The following is a 16994-nucleotide window of genomic DNA, read 5'->3' as shown; positions in this document are numbered from 1 at the left end:
GCTCATCGATCCGCGATCAGGTCCCCACAGTTCCCCCGCTGTGTCCCGTGTGCGGGCGGGGCCGCCCTGCTGAGAGACTGGTGGCATGCCCGATCCGCACCTCCCGCACACCTTCGATCTCGCCCGCATCGGGGCCGGCTTGCCTGCCGCCCGGCTCATCGATGAGCTGGGCCTCGCCGAGGCGACCCCCGCCCCGAGATTGGTCGTGGAGGCTCCTCCCGGAACCGGTAAGACCACCGTGGTGCCGCCGATGATCGCTGAGCACCTGACTGGTCCGGGCCGCATCATCGTCACCCAGCCCCGGCGGATGGCAGCCCGCGCCGCGGCCAGGCGGCTCGCGTCGTTGACGGGGACCCGCCTCGGCGAGGTGGTGGGGTTCACCGTCCGCGGAGAGTCGCGGACCTCGCGGGCGACACGGATCGAGTTCGTCACCACGGGTGTGCTTCTGTCCCGACTGCTGCGCGATCCGGAGCTGACCAGTATCGACGGGGTCATTCTCGACGAGGTGCATGAGCGACAGCTGGATACGGATCTCGCGTTCGCGATGTGCCGGGAACTGGCTGATCTGCGCGAGGATCTCTCCGTGGTCGTCATGTCGGCGACCTTGGATGCGCAGCTGTGGGCCGCGCGTCTCGGTGACGGACCGCAGTCGCCGGCGACGCTGCTGTCGGTGTCCGCCGATCCTCATCCCTTAGAAATACGGTGGGCGCCGGCGAAGGAGCGGCCCTTTGACGCGCGGGGTGTGACCTGGGATTTCCTTGATCATCTGGCGGCGACGACGGTGCATGCGCTGACTGAGACCGGCGAGGGCGACGTCCTCGTCTTCGCTCCCGGTGCACGCGAAGTCGACGAGGTGGCCTCTCGCGTGCGGCGCCGTGTGGAATCAGATGGCGGTTCGGGAGCCGGTGGTGGACCGATCGGCTCCGGTGGTTCGGGTACCGGTGACTCGGTCGAGGTGCACACTCTCATGGGGCGGACCCCCGCTAAGGAGCAGGACGCGATTCTGCGCCCACGCGCCGACCAGGGACGGGACCGTCGCGTCATCGTCTCGACGTCGGTGGCCGAGTCGGCACTGACGATCGACGGAGTGCGCATCGTCGTCGACTCCGGGCTCTCCCGGGGACCACGGCTGGATACGAGGCGGCGCATGTCCGGGCTGGTCACGATGCGGGAGTCGAAGGCTTCGGGAACACAGCGTTCCGGTCGTGCCGCCCGGCAAGGACCGGGTGTTGCGTATCGGTGCATGTCAGAGGCGGATTGGGCGAGCCTGCCCGAGCACACTCCTCCCGAAATCGCGACCTCCGATCTCACCTCCGCAGTGCTCGCACTCGCTGTGTGGGGCGGCGACGAGTCCCTCCTGCCTGATCCGCTGCCAGCCGGACCGAAGCGGCAGGCGGTCGACAACCTGGTCGCCTTGGGAGCCGTGGAGATCTCGGCGGCGGCAATGGACAGTGCAGGAGGCGAGCGCTCCGCCGATGGGCGCCGAACCGGTGAGCGCCCCGACACCGCCGAGTTCCCGATATCGGCACTGCACGTCACCCAGACAGGGCGGGCGATCGCGGCGGTTCCCGCCTCGGTGTGGTCGGCACGTGGCCTCCTCGACGGAGCTGCGCTGCTGTCTCCCGCTCGTGCGGCAGAAGCGGTCGCCGTCATCGAATCCGAGCAGAGGGCTCTGGGCGCCGATCTCTCCGCTCTGCTGCGGCACCTGCGGCGCAGCAAGGACGCCCGATTCGCTCAGGACCGCAAACGGTTCGCGTCGATCGCACGCGAATTCGCCTCGGGCGGTGATGGCGGCGACACGGGAGACGACACCGGGAACGGTGGATTCGGCGACCGCGCTGAAGTCACCGGCGATTCCGGCACAGCGCTGACTCCCGAGGACCTCGGACTCGTCACGGCGCTGTCCTATCCCCTGCAGATCGCGCGTCAGCGCAGCGCCTCCGATTCCGAATACCTGCTCGCCTCAGGCACGGCGGCGAGCCTGCCCCGAGACTCCTCACTGCAGGGCAGCCCATGGTTGGCCATCGCCGAGGTGGGCCTGGCCGGATCGCGTGCGATCATCCGATCAGCTGTTCCCATCGGCGTCGACACCGCAGAACTCGCCGGCGCCGGACTGCTGCACACGGAGGAGACGGCGACGTTCGAGTCCGGGAAGGTCCGCGCGGTACGGCGCGGCCGCCTCGGCGGAATCGAACTGACCTCCACCCCGATCCAGGCCGGCCCAGAACTCGCCCGCCGTGCCATCGCCGAATCGGTGCGCGAACGAGGAGCCCGCGAGGTTCTGCGTCCCTCCGAGGCTTTCGAATCGCTGCGCGCCCGGCTGGGACTGCTCCGCGCGATCTACGGGGACCCGTGGCCGGACGTGACGTGGGAGCACCTCTCTGACACGCTCGACCAGTGGTGTCCTGATGCACTCGACCGGATCGCGAAGGGCTCCGATCCTGCCCGCGTGGACCTCGTCTCCGCGCTGCGCGGCATGCTGCCCTGGCCCGAGGCGGCCCGGCTCGACGAGCTTGCGCCGACCCATATCGAGGTGCCCAGCGGATCACACATCCGCCTCGAGTATCCGGACCCCGACCTCGTCGAGCTCCCGAGCCCGATCCTCGCGGTCAAACTCCAGGAGTGCTTCGGCTGGACCGACGTGCCTCGCATCTGCGACGGAAGGGTTGAGGTCACCATGCATCTGCTCTCCCCCGCCAGGCGGCCCCTGGCGGTCACCAGTGATCTCGCGTCATTCTGGGCGAATGCGTATGCCCATGTCAGGGCCGAGAACCGGGGCCGCTACCCGAAGCATCCGTGGCCGGAGGATCCACTCACCGCGCCTGCGGCGAAGGGCACGAAGCGCTCCGGTCGCTGAGCTGGAGCCCGACTCGACCGTCTGGGACAATGGTGCGGTGACTTCCGCACTCTCGACCACGACCTCCGCCCCGTACAGGGCGGCGACCGAGCGCACCGACGCATCGTCGGGCCGCCTCGGCGACGGTGTCGTTCCTGCCGAGATCTGGCGCGAGCCGCGTGACGAGCACGAGCATCGGATCGCCGAGCGCACCGATGCGCATATCGGGCGGCGGATGCGACAGGAGACCCACCCGGTCGAGGACTTCCTCTTCACCTACTACCCGTTCAAGGTCGGGCAGCTGAAGAAGTGGCATCCCGGGCCAGGTGTGCGTGTCGCGCTTGAGACGGCCGAAGATCGTCGGTATTTCGATCGTCGGTGGTATCGCATCGACGATGCGCAGAATTTCGCCGAGGTGGACCTCGAGTCCTGGCGCACCGACCGTGGAGACGGGGCGAAGTTCATCGCCTCCCTGCTGTCGTCGACATTGGGTCGGGAAGCGAACTTCGGGTGCTTCGGCATCCACGAATGGGCAATGGTCTACCGTCTCACCGACGAGCAGCGCCGCCATCAGCAGGTGCCGCTGCGGCTGAGCCACGCCGAGACCGACGATGTGGTCGAAGGCCACCGCATCCAGTGTTCGCATCATGATGCGTTCCGTTTCTTCACCGAACCCGCGCGTCCGCTCAACACCTTGCAGCCGAGCCGCGAGGGCATGATCGCCAACGAGCAGCCCGGGTGTCTGCACGCGGGGATGGATCTGTACAAATGGGCGATGAAGATCTCGCCGATCGCTGATTCGGATCTCGTCGTCGACTGCTTCGACCTCGCGCTCGACATCCGCACCCTGGACATGGAGGCCTCCCCCTATGACCTGCGCGGATGGGGCTACGGGGTCGTCCCCATCGAGACCGCAGCGGGCAAGGCCGAGTACATGGAGCGGCAGAAGGATTTCTCCGACAGGGCGCAGGCGCTGCGGTCGCGCCTGCTCGAAGCTTTGGCGGTCGCGGGAGTTCATCCGCGCTGAGGTGTCGGCGGGTCGGGCATCTGACGGGCCGTTGCCATAGAGCGGACACACTCGGCTCCCGCCGGGCACGCGCCCTACGATCGACGGTATGCGCGCCATCGTCTTCGATCAGTTCTCCGTCCGCCCCCAGCTTCATGAGATTCCCGCTCCCACGGCCCCCGATGCCGGCGTCGTCATCGACGTCGAAGCCACCGGGGTGTGCCGCAGCGACCATCACGCGTGGGCCGGCCACGATTCGACGATCACCCTGCCCCACGTACCCGGGCATGAGCTGGTCGGGAGGGTCGCCTCGGCCGGTGTGGGCGTACAGGACTTCCACGTCGGCCAGCGTGTGACCGTTCCTTTTGTGTGCGGGTGCGGGAGCTGCCGGTGGTGCGTTTCCGGCAATGCGCAGGTGTGCCCCGATCAGACGCAGCCGGGATTCACACATTTCGGATCGTGGGCGGATCAGGTCGTCATCCACAATGCCGATGCCAACCTCGTGGCCGTGCCCGAGGATCTGCCGGCCGCGGCCGTCGTCGGGCTCGGGTGTCGATTCGCCACGGCCTTCCATGGTCTGCGCGTGCGGGCTCGCCTTGCCGCGGACGAAACGGTCGCCGTCTTCGGCTGCGGCGGGGTGGGACTGTCGACGATCATGATCGCTCGGGCCCTTGGCGCGAAGGCGGTCGCCATCGACGTCAGCGATGCGGCCTTGGAATCCGCCCGTGAGTTCGGCGCAGCACGATGCGTCAACGCACGGGATCTCAGTCCCGAGGACCTGAGCGCCGAGGTGGTCGCGCAGTTCGCGTCGACCGATCCTGACGGGGTGGCTGTGACCGTCGATGCCCTGGGCAGGGAGGACACGATCCGGGCGGCAATCGGTGCTCTGGCACCATTGGGTCGGCATGTGCAGATCGGACTGCTGTCTGCCGAGCCGGTCGTCGATCTGCCGCGCGTGATCGCTCTCGAACTCAGCGTGCTCGGCTCGCACGGAATGGCTGCAGCCGAGTACCCTGAGCTCGTGGACCTTGTCGTTAAGGGACGGCTGCGACCACAGGACCTGGTCAGCACTGTCATCGGCCTCGACGAGGCGCCCGCGGCGATGGAGGCGATGGGGTCACCCTCTGCCTCGGCGGGGATGACGATCATCGACCTGACCAGGTGAGACGGCCGACGGCCCGGGCACTGTGCGTCGCCTCGGCGAGGTCGAGCGCAACGGCGGCGGTCACGGCATTGCCTCATTCGTCGCCGAGTGACTCCCGCATGCTCGCGGCCAGGGATCCGATGAGCTCCTGATTCCCGCGGATGCCGGGTTCGAACGGCAGACGCAGGCGGTCTTTGCCCTTGTCCCGGTAGCGCGGAATGACGTGCATATGGAAGTGGAAGACCGTCTGCCACGCATCGGCGCCACAGCAGTTGAGGAGATTGACGCCGTCGGCTCCCCACGCGTCGAAAGCGTGCTTGGCGATGCGCTGGGATTCGAGCGCCACCGCAGACAGATCTTCGGCCGGGATGTCCCGCAGGTCCGTGCTGTGACGTTTCGGCACGACGAGCAGATGCCCGTCCGACCCGGGCTGGATGTCCATGAACGCGAAGGTCGACTCGGTCTCGGCGATCGGCGCACTCGGCGCGTCACCTGCGACGATCTGGCAGAAGATGCAGTCGATGCTCATGAGTTCCGATTCCTCCCCGCAACGAGTTGGCTGTGCCGTACGGCGTTTAGCCCGGGCCCCTCAGATCACATAGGCGAGCCCTCAGACCATGATGGCGAGGACGACGTTCGTGTCCTGGCCTTCCCAGCGGCCCAGCAGCAGACCGGCGTCGGTCTTCTCCGCCGGTGACTCGGGCGACAGGCGGTAGAGGATCTCGACGTCGCCGGCACCCGGCAGCGGTCCCGTCCCGAAGGCGTGGGCCACCTCGGTGATCTCTTCGCCCCGGTTGCCTTCAGCGTCGACGCGGTACTGCTTCGCCGCGGTCGACGCGGTGGCGATGGTGTGGTCGAGGCGCTGCCGGAACAGCGGATCACCCATGCCGGCGTAGACCCACCGCTTGCCGAGCACCGAATGCTCCATATTCGCCACGAATGCTTCGTCGGCGCCCTCGAGCGGTGCTCCGCGATAGGTCAGCGGCACCTGCAGCAGCTGATCGCTGCTCTTCACGATGTGGATCTCGATGCCCACTTCGCCGGCGGGATCGTCGAATCGGTACGCGGTGACGGCCTCGAGCGGGTGCACCGCGAGGTCGAGCTCGGCGGCCCAGTCCTGCTTGGCTACCCAGTCGGTGACTACGTCGAGCTTGCCGGGGTTGAGCTGAGCAGCGTAGATATCTGCCATGACGGTTCCTCCTGAAATCTGTCTGACATCGGCGTCAGGTGTGGCTCGACGTGTCAGGTGTCTGTAGGTGTGAGGCGCTCGGAGGCCTCCGGACGCTTCGCAACAGGCCTTGCGTGGTCTCAGGCTTTGCGGGTGCCGGGGATCCATTCTCCGTCGACGACTTCGTAGTCAGCGAAGACTGCCGGTGCCTCTTCGCGCATGACCTCGCCGATCTTGTTGAAGATGAGGCGGATCTCCTCTTCAGCGCCCTTCGCAGTGCGCATTTCGATGACGTGGCGCAGAGAACGCAGGTTCGCGGTGTAGACGATTCCGGTGGCCAGGCCCTCGGGGGCGAAGCGGCGCATGAACGAGGTCATGTGCTTCTTGTGGGAGAACTTCGTGCCCTCCTCGTCAAGCTCGAAATGATCGGCCATCCACTGCTGGTGCTCCTCGAGTGTGTCGAGGACCTTGAGGCTGCGTTCCATGAGTTCGGGATCTTCACGGGCCCACTCAGGGAACCAGAACGGGATGTCCGTGAGGCGGACGTAGCGCAGCGATTCCTGCGAGAACGCCGATCCCGCGCGGTGGCGGATCAGTTCGTGGGTGAGCACGCGCGAGACGTTGTGGAGGACGAAGGTGAAGTTCGCGTGTTCGAGCACGGATCCGTGCTGGGACTTCACGACGTTGCCGAGGTACTGCGCGGAATCGGTGCGCACACGCGAGACGTTCGGGTTGAGTCCCGGCTCCCATGAGCGGTAGCACATGCGTCCGGAGAACTCGAGGAGATCCTCGGCGTCGGGAGATTCCGCATCTTCGACCCGGTCCGCCCAGGAGGTACCGCCCACCTCGTCGAGGTAAGTCCTCATCGCTTCCCAATCGATATTGGGCTTGGCGAGCAGTTCAACGGACGGTTCGACCTGGCGCATGGCTCTCCTAGTGAAGGGGACGTGATTGATTCCCAATCCTACAGACAGCCCGGCTGGTTGCGGCGACCGGTCCGCACCGAAATTCTCCTCGCCTCAACCGTCTTGGCGGACAGGTGCGACGGAAGCCTATACGTCGAGGCTGTGCAGGCGACCGCCCGTATCGACGACGAACGCTTGCGCCCCTGCGGATTCCTCCATCACCGAGGTGGCCGCACCGTCGACGTATACGACCGCGGCATGATCATCGATGGCGATTCCGGGGACGGGAAGCCGGCCCTGCGCGATCCATTCCCGGAAGGATTCCTTCCGTCCGGGTTCTCCATGGAAGTGCGGGCAGGCACTCCCCCGCAGGAATCCGAGCCCGTCGTTCAGCGGTGCCAGCGAACCGAACGAGTCCGTCGAAGATGCTTCGAACCAGCAGTTCGCACCGGCGCTGATGCCGGCGAGGATCGATCCTCCGGCGGCCGCATCTCTCATCCGTTGGTCGACGCCATGCCTCCGCCAGAGGCTGAGCAGGTTCGCCGTGGAGCCGCCGCCGACGTAGATGAGGTCCATGTCGAGCAGCATCGCCGGATCTTGGTAGTCCCACGGGCTCTGCCCGAACAGGGAGAGGACATGGGTTCGCGCCCGCGCCTCGAACGCCGCTTCGAACCTCTCGATGTAGTCGCGGCTGTCGCCGGATGCCGTCGGGACGAAGCAGACGTGTGGAATGAGTGATGCGGTGCCGGTGCCGGTGCCTTCCTGATGGACGGCATGGGCTCGTCGAGTCGCCATCTGCAGAAGCTCGTCGTCAATAGCCGATTCCCCGGTCTCGGACATCGAGAACCCACCGCCGCCGAGGGCCACGATCGTGCCCCGGAAAGCGGTGGATTCAGAGGTGCTCACGGCACTCGGTGCGTCCACTTCTCGGTCCCGAACTTCTCATCGACGAGTTCCTGGGCCCGCTTGAGTTCCTCCTCTGTGTAGGTGCCGTAAGTGGCCCCGTAGCGGGTGGCGAAGGTGTCCGCCATGACATCGATGATGTCCTTGCGCGCCTCACCGGTCTGACTCCGCAGCGGATCGACGCGTTTCTTCGCGCTCGCCACTCCCTTGTCGGAGATCTTCGCTTCGCCGATGCGCAGAACTTCGACCATCTTGTCCGCGTCGATGTCGTAGCTCATCGTCGCGTGGTGGAGCAGTGTGCCGTCGCGATTGCGCTTCTGTGCGGCACCGCCGATCTTGCCTCCGGTCGAGGAGATGTCGTTGATCGGCTTGTAGAATGCCTCCACGCCGAGAGTTTTGAGAGCCGCGAGCACCCACTGGTCGAGGAACACATACGACTCCTCATAGTCGAGGCCGGCGACGAGGGAAGGCGGGACGAACATCGAATAGGTGATGCAGTTGCCGCCCTCCATGAACATCGCACCTCCGCCTGAGATGCGACGCACGACCTGGACGTCGTACTTCTCCACGCCTTCGGGCCGCAGCTCGTTGACGTAGGACTGGAAGGCCCCGATGACGGTAGCCGTGTCCTCCCATTCCCAGAACCGCAGGGTCGGCTGCCTGCGACCTGCTGCGACTTCCTCGAGCAGAACCTGATCGAGCGCCACATTGAGCTGGGTCGGCAACACCTCGCCGCGGATGACCTGCCAGTCGAAGTCAGTGAAGTTCGCCGCCGAACCCAACGCCCGGCGCACGACGGTGGCGATATCGGCGGTGGAGAAGCCGTGCATCGCCAGTTCCGAACCGTAGCCGGCCAGAGCCGCGTCGAGGCGACCGCGCAGCGCCGCATTATCGGCAGTGACGCTGGCGCCGACGAGTGCCGGTGCCAGGTCGAAATAGGCTTCCTCGGGTTCGAGGAAGAAGTCCCCGGAGATCTTCACCTCGGTGATGGTCTGACCGTCGGTGGTGACATCGGCAACGACGAGTTTGCCGCCGATGACCTTGTACTCGCCGTGGAAGTGCTGCGTCTCGTTCGTCATGTCTCCCAACCTACTCCCCTGTCAGTGCGTTCCACATGAACCGGTAGCTCAGCGCCCGGGTGAACGCGGTCTGCTCATTGTCCGAAGCGGCGGAATGTCCGCCTTCGGTGTCTTCGAAGAACCACACGTTCTCGATTCCGTGCGCCTGCATCCGGGCGGCCATCTTTCGTGCCTGCACCGGGCCCACCCGATCATCCGACGTGGCCGTCCAGAACAGCACCGGCGGATAGTCCTGACCGTTCTCGAGGAGGTGGTAAGGAGAGAATTCTCTGATGAACGCCCAGTCCTCGGCCACGTCCGGGTCTCCGTACTCGGCTTTCCACGAATAGCCGGCGCTGAGCTTCGTGTATCGGGCCATGTCCAGCAGCGGAACGCCGCAGGACACAGCACCGAAGAGCTCGGGATATTGGGTGAGCATATTGCCCACCAGCAGGCCCCCGTTGGATCCGCCGGCGCAGGCGAGCGTCTTCGGGCTCGTCACTCCGCGGGCAATGAGATCGCGTGCCACGGCCGAGTGATCTTCATAGCAGCGCATGCGGTTCTCCCGCATCGCCGATGTGTGCCATTCGGGTCCGTATTCGCCTCCGCCGCGGATGTTCGCGAGGACATAGACGCCTCGGCGACCTGCCGGGAGGGTGTTGCCGGTGGTGCTGCGGCTGAGCCAGCCGATGCCGACGACGGGTGAGTATCCGGGAGTGCGGCTGACTTCGAAGCCGCCGTAGCCGTCGAGCAGGGTGGGATTCTCTCCGTCGAGTGCGAGGTCATCGGCTCCGATCTGGAAGTACGGGATCTTCGTCCCGTCGGCGCTGGTGGCGAAGTGCTGCTCGACGCTCAGCCCTTCGGCATCGAACATCGCCGGGGCTGACTTGATCACCTCGATGGTGGACTCGTCGGAGTTCGTTCCCGCAGCTTCGTCCGAGGGGCCCAAGGTGCCGTACGACAATGTCGAGGGCGTGAGGAAGCCGGTGCTGACCATCCAGAAGTCGTTGGCGGTGGCCGGGTCGTACTGATCGACCGCGCCGAGGCCGACCATATGGTTGGCCGGGACTCCGGGCAGGGCGGATTCGGCGAAGCCGTTGCCCAGGTCGAGGACCGTGAGCTTCGACTGCACGTCGGCGAGCAGCTCGAGCACGAGGTAGTCCCGGGTGAAGGTGAAGGACTGCAGGGAGGTGTGGGCGTCGGGGGTGAAGATCACGCGCGGAGCGATCTCGCCTGACTTGACTGCATCGATATCGGCGATGGCGAGGCCGCCGGCGGCCACCTCGGTGGTGGCGGACGTCCACGTCGACTGGGGTCGGAAGAGCAGGAGGTCGCGCTCGAAGCCGACCTCGACGTCGGTGGGGACGTCGACCCTGTTGAGCGCGTCGGCCCATGCTGTCGGTTCGACTGACAGCGAACCGTCTGCGCTCGTGATGTCGGCGAGGTCGAGGAAGCTCATCGTCGAGTTGAAGAAGTCGATGGCGTCGATGATGACGGCACGGTCGGTGGCCTCGGTGTCGGGGCGGATGTCGCTGCCGACGAAGATCGCCACATGGTCGCGTGGCACTTCGGCGACGATCGGGGCGTCGTCGAGGCTCTGACCTCGGCGGAGCGCTCGGGCTTGGCGTGGGTAGGACGAGGTCGTCAGTGAGTCAGCGTCGGTTTCGGTGGCAACGAGCACGGTGTCGTCGTCGAGCCAGGCCAACCGTGTTTTGGCGGCGGGGATGTCGAAGCCGCCGTCGACGAAGGCGCGGTCATCGAGGTCGAATTCGCGGACTCGGTGTGAGTCGCCTCCGTCCGGGGACAGGAGGACGAGCGCGCGGCGGTTGTCGCTGCGGCGCACCATCGCTCCTGACCAGACCCAGGCGGTGTCTTCCTCTGCGGCCAGTTCGTCGAGGTCGAGCAGCACTTCCCAGTCGGGGGTGGCCGTGCGGTAGCTGTCCCAGGAGGTGCGTCGCCACAGGCCCTTCGGGTTCGTCTTGTCCCGCCAGAAGTTATAGAAGTGGTCCCCGCGTTTGGTGACCATCGGGATGCGGTCGTCGGAGTCCAGTGCGGTGCGCAGATCACCGGAGATGTCGTCGAAGAGTCCGTCGTGGAATCGCTCGAGGGTCTTCACGTTCTGGTCTTTCACCCAGGCGATCTGCTCCTCGCCGTAGATGTCTTCGAGCCAGATGTTTTCGTCGTCGGGCAGTTCGGCGTTCACCGTCGAGGCCGTCTTTGAGGAGTCTTCTTCACGCATGGCCCCATCCTAATGACTGCCGCTGACTCAGCCGCTTGGTGCCGCTGACTAAGAACTGTTCAGACGAGGATTTCTCACCGCGGGCTGCGGAACATGACCAAACCGGGGTGCCCGTTGGGTGCTTCAGGCCCGTGGCCGAGTTCGGTGAAGCCGAGTTCCTCGTAGAGCCGTCGTGCCGGACTGTCGATATCGTCGGTCTGCAGCCAGCAGCCGAAGCGACCGACCTCCCCGACCCACGCCTCGAGAGTGCGCCGTCCCAAACCTCGTTCCCGCCGGTTCGGATCACGGGCGAGCAGGTTGAGAGCGAAGGTCGATTCGAGTTCGGTCGAAGACTCGCCGAGGCGGCGCTGCAGTTCGAATGCCCACGGATATTTCTGTTCTTCCCATTTCCAATGGTGTCCGTAGGCGAATGAGCTCAGCCGTCCGTCGGGCTGGGTCCGCGTCAATGTCATGAGGACCTGTCCGTTGCGGACGGAGACTTCGTAGACGTCGGCGAATACTGCCGCGAACCTCGGGTCCTCGTTCAGCGGCGGCTCGGCGGCAGCAGCCCCATAGACTGCTTCGACCTCGCTGCGGGGCGGGAGGACTCCGGCGATTCCCGGCCCCGAGGGCACTCCCTGCCACAACGTACCCATTCCCGACGGCATCCCCCACACGATTTCGACCGCGGGAACGTCTGCTCGGCCGGAGGTCGCGATGTGGTCAGCGGGCGACGTCTGCCCGTTGAGGTCGTTCATGACTATCACCATAGTCCCGTGTTGGAGCGGGCAGTTGAACTTTCGGTGACCACTTGTCATCGCTTCGGCAGACTCGGTTCACAGCCTGCCTCGGTGTTCGATGATTGCGGCGCAGAGGAGTTCTTCGGTGGGACTCATCGGGCGTTCGTCAGCATCAAAGATATCGATTCCGATGGTGGTTCCGGCGATTTCGACGGTTGCCGGCTGCGAGGTCCGGCGAACGTACCGCCATGGGATCAGCACCGAAAACGCGTGTACGGCTTCGTCCGGTGAAGCACCGTCACGGTCGTTCGGAGGAACGGCACAAGCTCTGTCGCCCGGTGACGCGGCACGGGTTTCGTCACCGGGCGGCACGGCACGGGTTTCGTCACCGGGCGGCACGGCACGACCTCCGTCGCTGGGCGGCGCGGCACGAGCTCCGTCACCGGTCGACGCCGTCGCCTCCGCTGCTTGAGCGGACTCGTGTCCCGTTTCGGGACCATAGTCTCGTCCCGGCTCGGGGCCGTGTTGTCGACCGGGAAATTGCTGCCGTTCCCGATCGTGCTGCTGATCAGGAGGATCCTGTTGGCCGGGGCCATGCCTCGCACCGAATCCCTCGTCCTGAGCAGAGGTGCATCCGGGATCGGGGTCACTGAGTGGTTTGGTGCGGGTTTTGTAGTGGTGACCGGTCGGTGTGACGACCTCGAGGGCACCGGCAGTTGCCTTGTGGCGCCAACCGCTGAGTTCTTTGAGATAGTTGCAGGACGCGCACAGTCCAGAGGCGTTGTCCCAATCGGTTTCGCCGCCGCCGGCAGCCGGGTCGGCATGATCGGCGTGCTGGATGGGTGCCTCGCACCAGGGCGAGCGGCAGACGTCGTCGCGGAAGATGACCATGCGTCGAAGCAGCCCGGAGAATTCCCTGCGGCGCGAGTCCATCCTCACGAGCTGCCCGTCTTCGGGTCGTGTGTAGAGCCTGCGGATAAAGATGGCGGCGTCGTTTTCGGCAACGACGGCCCTGGCGGCTTGTGCCGGGATCGGGCCGACTCCGGGGAACCAGGCCGATTCTTCCCCAGGCCCGAACAGACTGCTGTCTTGCATTATGAGGTGAACTTCGGTGGGCACTGCCGCAGCAGCAGCCTGCCCGGTCAGCCGCTCGACCAAGAGATCCGCAGCGATCTGACTCTGACCACGGCCATCGGCGTTGCCTGCGGCGATGGCAGTCTGCGCCGACTTCTTGAGGTTGGCGAATGCGGCGACTGCCTGCGGCATCGGCAGCAGAGCGGTCAGATAGGCCATGTTTCCCGGTGCCGGACGCACACTGACCGAGCGCTCTTCGATACAGCGCTCGAGGTGGTCGACCGCAGCCTGCTGATCGAGCCTCTGTGCGAGAGCCCTCACTTCGTTGCCCAGTCGCCTGACACCCACCTCGGCCAGGCGTCCGGCCATCCGCTCGTCGAGCTCGTGCTTCTTCTCACGGGGAAGCCAGTCGGATTCCTTTGCGACCGTGTGGGCCTTCTCCTCCGAGATGTCGCCACCTTTCATCGCCCTGTAGACATTGGGCAGATCCAAGAGCAGGGTCCGAGAGAATCTGAGCAGCGCGTTGCCACGGCGCCGGGAGACCTTTCTGGCTAAGCCGATCTCCGCACCGACTCCGAGACCCTGCTTCTTGCTCGGGATCCCGTCTTCGGCTTCCCGATTCCTGCGGTGCATATCGAACGTCAGGGTTTCGCGGGCCTGCGCGGCGGCGCAGGCGGAGGTCAGCTTCTCGATGGCCGTGATGCGATCGATCGCTTCTTCCTCGGTCGCGGCAGGAGGCATTTCGGACAGGCTCTCACACCACCGAGCGATCTCGGTGAGCACGTCTGGAACCTGCTTTGCTTCCATGTCCAGAACACTATCGTTCGCCACTGACACGAGATTTCGGGCCCCCATCTGTGCAGGTCACAGCTTCATGGAAGCAGATCCGTTGCCAAACGAATGAAGGTGGAGCTGCCCCGCTGCTTTCGCGACTGCCTCAGCTCAGTTCTTCGCCGGTCGTCTCTCGGGCGAGGAAGCCCATGAGCAGCACGGCGACAACGACGAGCGCTCCGGTGAGGACGAATGTCAGCGTCAGTCCGAGCACGGGCCACATGAAAGCACCGAAGACGATCGGAGCGATTCCTGTCGCCAGTCGAGACGCTGCCGACGCCCACCCGAAACCGGATCCGCGCAGTCGGGTGGGATAGAGCTCGGAGACGTAGGTGTAGAGCGTCGGGATGGCGATCTGGATGACGAAGCCGAAACCGATGATTGCGGCCCTCGCGGTCCAGGTGAGGTCGGCGCCGGAGGCTTCGATGAATACGGCCGATCCGACGAGGAGGATGGCGGCCACGATCGACGAGGCCCCGAGCACCCATTTGCGACCGAATCGTTCGACGATGAGCGCGGAGACGATCACGCCGAGGATGCCCACCGCGGTCATCGACCCGGTGACGAGGAATGCCGCCTGATCGGCCAGCCCCTGCTTCTTGAGGATCCCCGGCAGCCATGTCAGCGCCGCATAGTAGACAAGAAGGACGGAGACGAACAGCGACCAGGCGACGAGAGTCGTCTTCGCGGAGTGCTGCCACAGCTGCACCAGCTGACCGCTGGCCGCACGCAGCTGCCCGCTGACCTTCGGTCCTGTGCCCGAGGTCGGCGTCGCAGCAGTCCCGCTGACTGGTTCATGGGTCCATTCGGCGACGTCGGCGCCGGTGCGCTCGACCAGTCGCTTGATGATCGCATCGGCCTCTGCGTAGCGTCCGACCGAGGCAAGATAGAGAGGTGATTCCGGAATCCCGAAACGCACCGCCACCGTCAACAGAGCCGGCACGATCATGACGAGCATGATCAGGCGCCAGTCCCCGAAGCCGAGGAGGTAAGCCGACACGAACGCACAGAGCGAGGCGCCGATCGGCCACCAGCCGTCCATAGCCGTGAGCACGCGTCCGCGGTGACGGCTGGGAGTGAACTCCCCGACGAGGGCGTAGTCGACGGGGATACATCCGCCGAGCCCGAATCCGGCGAGGAAGCGGAAGAGGATGAACCACCCATATGCGGGCGCGAAGGCTCCGGCGACGGTGAAGATCGAGAACACGAGGAGCGTGAGAGTGAAGGCCTTCTTCCGACCGATGACGTCGGCGATGCCGCCCCAGATGAAGGCACCAAGTGCCATGCCGATGAGGTTGGCGGTCGCGATCCAGGCGGCCTGGCCGACGGTGAGACTCCAATAGCCGCTGAGCAGCGGAATGAGGAATCCGTTGAGGGCGACGTCCCATGCGTCGAACATGAAACCGAGCCCGCCGATGATGAAAATGGCACCTTGAGTGCGCCACTTCCATGGCAGGTGGGCGATGACTTCGGAGGCTGTCGGTACCGACGCCGAGGTGGTCGTGTGCACGTGGCCACAGTACCGCAATTAACGCACAACTGAGTAAAACGCTCCGCGCGCGTTTACCGCACGTACGCCACTCCCCAGTCCACCACAGTCTCCGCATCCACCCCGACATCCGCCGCCCACCACAGTTTGAGCCGCCCACCGAGATCCGCAGCGCAATTGACAGCGGGTGATGAACAACGGGCGGAACGCAGAAGGCGGGCAGCTCCGAATCTCTTCGCAGCTGCCCACCTCAGAAGCGTGCCCGGCTGCCGTCCAGATCAGACAATGCCCATCGGACCAGCAACGCCCGCCAGACCAGCAACGCCCGACCAGCCATGCCCGCCGGACCGGCAACGCCTGCCAGATCTGCAGCGTTTACCTGATCAGGCCAGTCGCACGAGCCAGTTGTTCTTGTCCTCGACGCGTCCGTACTGGATGCCGAGCAGCGTCTTACGCAGCTCCATGGTCGTCTCACCGGCCTCTTCACCATGGTCGATGGTGAAGTCTTCGCTGACGAGCTTGCTGATCGGCGTGATGACCGCGGCAGTGCCACAGGCGAACGCCTCGACGATCTCGCCGCTGGCCGCGCCCTCGCGCCACTCCTCGATGGAGATCTGACGCTCTTCGGCCTCGAGTCCGAGCTGAGGAGCCAGTTCGAGCAGCGAACGGCGGGTGACGCCGTCGAGGATCGAATCGCTCAGCGCCGGGGTGAGCAGCTTGCCGCTCTTCGTCACGAGCATGAGGTTCATGCCGCCGAGCTCGTCGATGTACTTGTTCTCCACCGAGTCGGTGAACAGCACCTGCTGGCACCCCTTGGCGGCCGCCTCGTTGGTCGCCACCAGCGACGATGCATAGTTGCCGCCGCACTTGGCGAATCCCGTGCCTCCCGCGCCGGCGCGCTTGAGCTTCGGTGAGAGCCAGATCGACACCGGCTTGATGCCCCCGGAGAAGTAAGGTCCGGCCGGCGACGCGATGGCGTAGTAGTCGACTTCGTGGCTGGCCCGCACGCCGAGGAACCGCTCCGTGGCGATCATGAACGGCCGCAGGTACAGGCTCGACTCATCGGCGTCCGACTCCGGCGTCGGAACCCATGCCTGATCGAGGCTGACCAGGTGCTTGAGCGAGTCGATGAAGTCCTCTTCGGGCAGCTGTGGCAGCGCGAGACGCTCGGCGGACCTGTTGATGCGCGCGGCATTGCGCTCGGGTCGGAACGTCCATACCGATCCGTCAGCATGACGGTAGGCCTTGAGCCCCTCGAAGATCTCCTGGGCATAGTGGAGGACGGCGGCTGCCGGGTCGAGCAGCAGCGGACCATACGGCCGGACCTCGTGCCCCTGCCAGCCGTCATCGATCGTATAGCGGATGTGCGCCATGTGGTCGGTGAAGTACTGGCCGAAGCCGGGATCCTTCTTGATGTTCTCGCGCACCAGCTCGGGTTGCGGCTGGAGGTTCTTAAGAACGGTGAAATCTGTCATGGAAACTCTTTTCTCACTTGTGATGAGTGACACTTTCAGGGTAGTCCATCACCCCGGCGCTCGTCGCACCGGGGTGATGTCGTCAAACCTGAAATCGGGTGTCGCTCGGATGGGTTCATCCTCCCAGAGGTGACCCCATGGTTACCC

13 protein-coding genes are annotated in these 16994 nt (G+C 65.4%); 3 read left to right on the top strand and 10 right to left on the bottom strand.

Annotation, left to right across the window (positions count from 1 at the left end; translation table 11 throughout):
- The first annotated feature begins 85 nt into the window (after window positions 1–85).
- From D3I60_RS11545 to D3I60_RS11535, 3 genes are all read left to right on the top strand, one after another.
- Entirely contained in the window at window positions 86–2857 is a 2772-nt protein-coding gene (locus tag D3I60_RS11545) for an ATP-dependent RNA helicase (protein WP_262776442.1), read from the top strand.
- Window positions 2858–2894: 37 nt separating this feature from the next.
- A complete protein-coding gene (locus D3I60_RS11540; protein WP_262776441.1) occupies window positions 2895–3863 on the top strand; it encodes a 3-methyladenine DNA glycosylase in 969 nt (322 codons plus the stop codon).
- A gap of 88 nt (window positions 3864–3951) precedes the next feature.
- Entirely contained in the window at window positions 3952–5007 is a 1056-nt protein-coding gene (locus D3I60_RS11535; protein WP_262776439.1) for a zinc-binding dehydrogenase, read from the top strand.
- Between the two features lie 73 nt (window positions 5008–5080).
- Here D3I60_RS11535 and D3I60_RS11530 read toward each other — a convergent pair whose 3' ends face one another.
- The 10 genes from D3I60_RS11530 to D3I60_RS11485 all read right to left on the bottom strand — a co-directional run bounded on the left by D3I60_RS11530 (window position 5081) and on the right by D3I60_RS11485 (window position 16847).
- Window positions 5081–5515 (bottom strand): HIT family protein, encoded by a 435-nt coding sequence (locus tag D3I60_RS11530; protein WP_262776437.1) that lies wholly within the window; start codon window positions 5513–5515, stop codon window positions 5081–5083.
- 81 nt (window positions 5516–5596) lie between these two features.
- The gene (locus tag D3I60_RS11525; RefSeq protein WP_262776436.1) at window positions 5597–6175 is read right to left on the bottom strand and encodes a maltokinase N-terminal cap-like domain-containing protein; all 579 of its coding nucleotides are present in this window, start codon (window positions 6173–6175) and stop codon (window positions 5597–5599) included.
- 119 nt (window positions 6176–6294) lie between these two features.
- Window positions 6295–7080, bottom strand: coding sequence for an FAD-dependent thymidylate synthase (gene thyX, locus D3I60_RS11520; protein WP_139468853.1), 786 nt, complete (start codon window positions 7078–7080; stop codon window positions 6295–6297).
- Window positions 7081–7206: 126 nt separating this feature from the next.
- Window positions 7207–7965 (bottom strand): Type 1 glutamine amidotransferase-like domain-containing protein, encoded by a 759-nt coding sequence (locus D3I60_RS11515; RefSeq protein ID WP_262776434.1) that lies wholly within the window; start codon window positions 7963–7965, stop codon window positions 7207–7209.
- Window positions 7962–9041 carry a lipoate--protein ligase family protein gene (locus tag D3I60_RS11510; RefSeq protein ID WP_262776431.1) on the bottom strand — a complete coding sequence of 360 codons (1080 nt, stop codon included), beginning with the start codon at window positions 9039–9041 and terminating at the stop codon, window positions 7962–7964. The genes D3I60_RS11515 and D3I60_RS11510 overlap by 4 nt, the downstream gene beginning before the upstream one ends.
- A 10-nt stretch (window positions 9042–9051) precedes the next feature.
- Window positions 9052–11259 (bottom strand): prolyl oligopeptidase family serine peptidase, encoded by a 2208-nt coding sequence (locus D3I60_RS11505; protein WP_262776430.1) that lies wholly within the window; start codon window positions 11257–11259, stop codon window positions 9052–9054.
- Window positions 11260–11333: 74 nt separating this feature from the next.
- Window positions 11334–11996, bottom strand: a complete 663-nt coding sequence (locus D3I60_RS11500; RefSeq protein WP_262776427.1) for a GNAT family N-acetyltransferase — start codon at window positions 11994–11996, stop codon at window positions 11334–11336.
- Between the two features lie 78 nt (window positions 11997–12074).
- The gene (locus D3I60_RS11495) at window positions 12075–13859 is read right to left on the bottom strand and encodes a DUF222 domain-containing protein (RefSeq protein ID WP_262776426.1); all 1785 of its coding nucleotides are present in this window, start codon (window positions 13857–13859) and stop codon (window positions 12075–12077) included.
- A 130-nt stretch (window positions 13860–13989) separates the two neighbouring features.
- Entirely contained in the window at window positions 13990–15393 is a 1404-nt protein-coding gene (locus tag D3I60_RS11490) for an MFS transporter (protein ID WP_262776425.1), read from the bottom strand.
- Between the two features lie 362 nt (window positions 15394–15755).
- Entirely contained in the window at window positions 15756–16847 is a 1092-nt protein-coding gene (locus D3I60_RS11485) for a branched-chain amino acid aminotransferase (protein ID WP_262776423.1), read from the bottom strand.
- Between the last annotated feature and the right edge of the window lie 147 nt (window positions 16848–16994).

The sequence above is a fragment of the Brevibacterium permense genome, assembly GCF_025506275.1.
Lineage (GTDB): Bacteria > Actinomycetota > Actinomycetes > Actinomycetales > Brevibacteriaceae > Brevibacterium > Brevibacterium permense_A.
This window is presented reverse-complemented; position numbering and strand designations above follow the sequence as displayed.

Coding starts and splice junctions, on each gene's coding strand:
- D3I60_RS11545 (WP_262776442.1), top strand. CDS start 86: ATGCCCGATCCGCACCTCCCGCACACCTTCGATCTCGCCCGCATCGGG.
- D3I60_RS11535 (WP_262776439.1), top strand. CDS start 3,952: ATGCGCGCCATCGTCTTCGATCAGTTCTCCGTCCGCCCCCAGCTTCAT.
- D3I60_RS11530 (WP_262776437.1), bottom strand. CDS start 5,515: ATGAGCATCGACTGCATCTTCTGCCAGATCGTCGCAGGTGACGCGCCG.
- D3I60_RS11525 (WP_262776436.1), bottom strand. CDS start 6,175: ATGGCAGATATCTACGCTGCTCAGCTCAACCCCGGCAAGCTCGACGTA.
- thyX (WP_139468853.1), bottom strand. CDS start 7,080: ATGCGCCAGGTCGAACCGTCCGTTGAACTGCTCGCCAAGCCCAATATC.
- D3I60_RS11510 (WP_262776431.1), bottom strand. CDS start 9,041: ATGACGAACGAGACGCAGCACTTCCACGGCGAGTACAAGGTCATCGGC.
- D3I60_RS11505 (WP_262776430.1), bottom strand. CDS start 11,259: ATGCGTGAAGAAGACTCCTCAAAGACGGCCTCGACGGTGAACGCCGAA.
- D3I60_RS11500 (WP_262776427.1), bottom strand. CDS start 11,996: ATGAACGACCTCAACGGGCAGACGTCGCCCGCTGACCACATCGCGACC.
- D3I60_RS11495 (WP_262776426.1), bottom strand. CDS start 13,859: ATGGAAGCAAAGCAGGTTCCAGACGTGCTCACCGAGATCGCTCGGTGG.
- D3I60_RS11485 (WP_262776423.1), bottom strand. CDS start 16,847: ATGACAGATTTCACCGTTCTTAAGAACCTCCAGCCGCAACCCGAGCTG.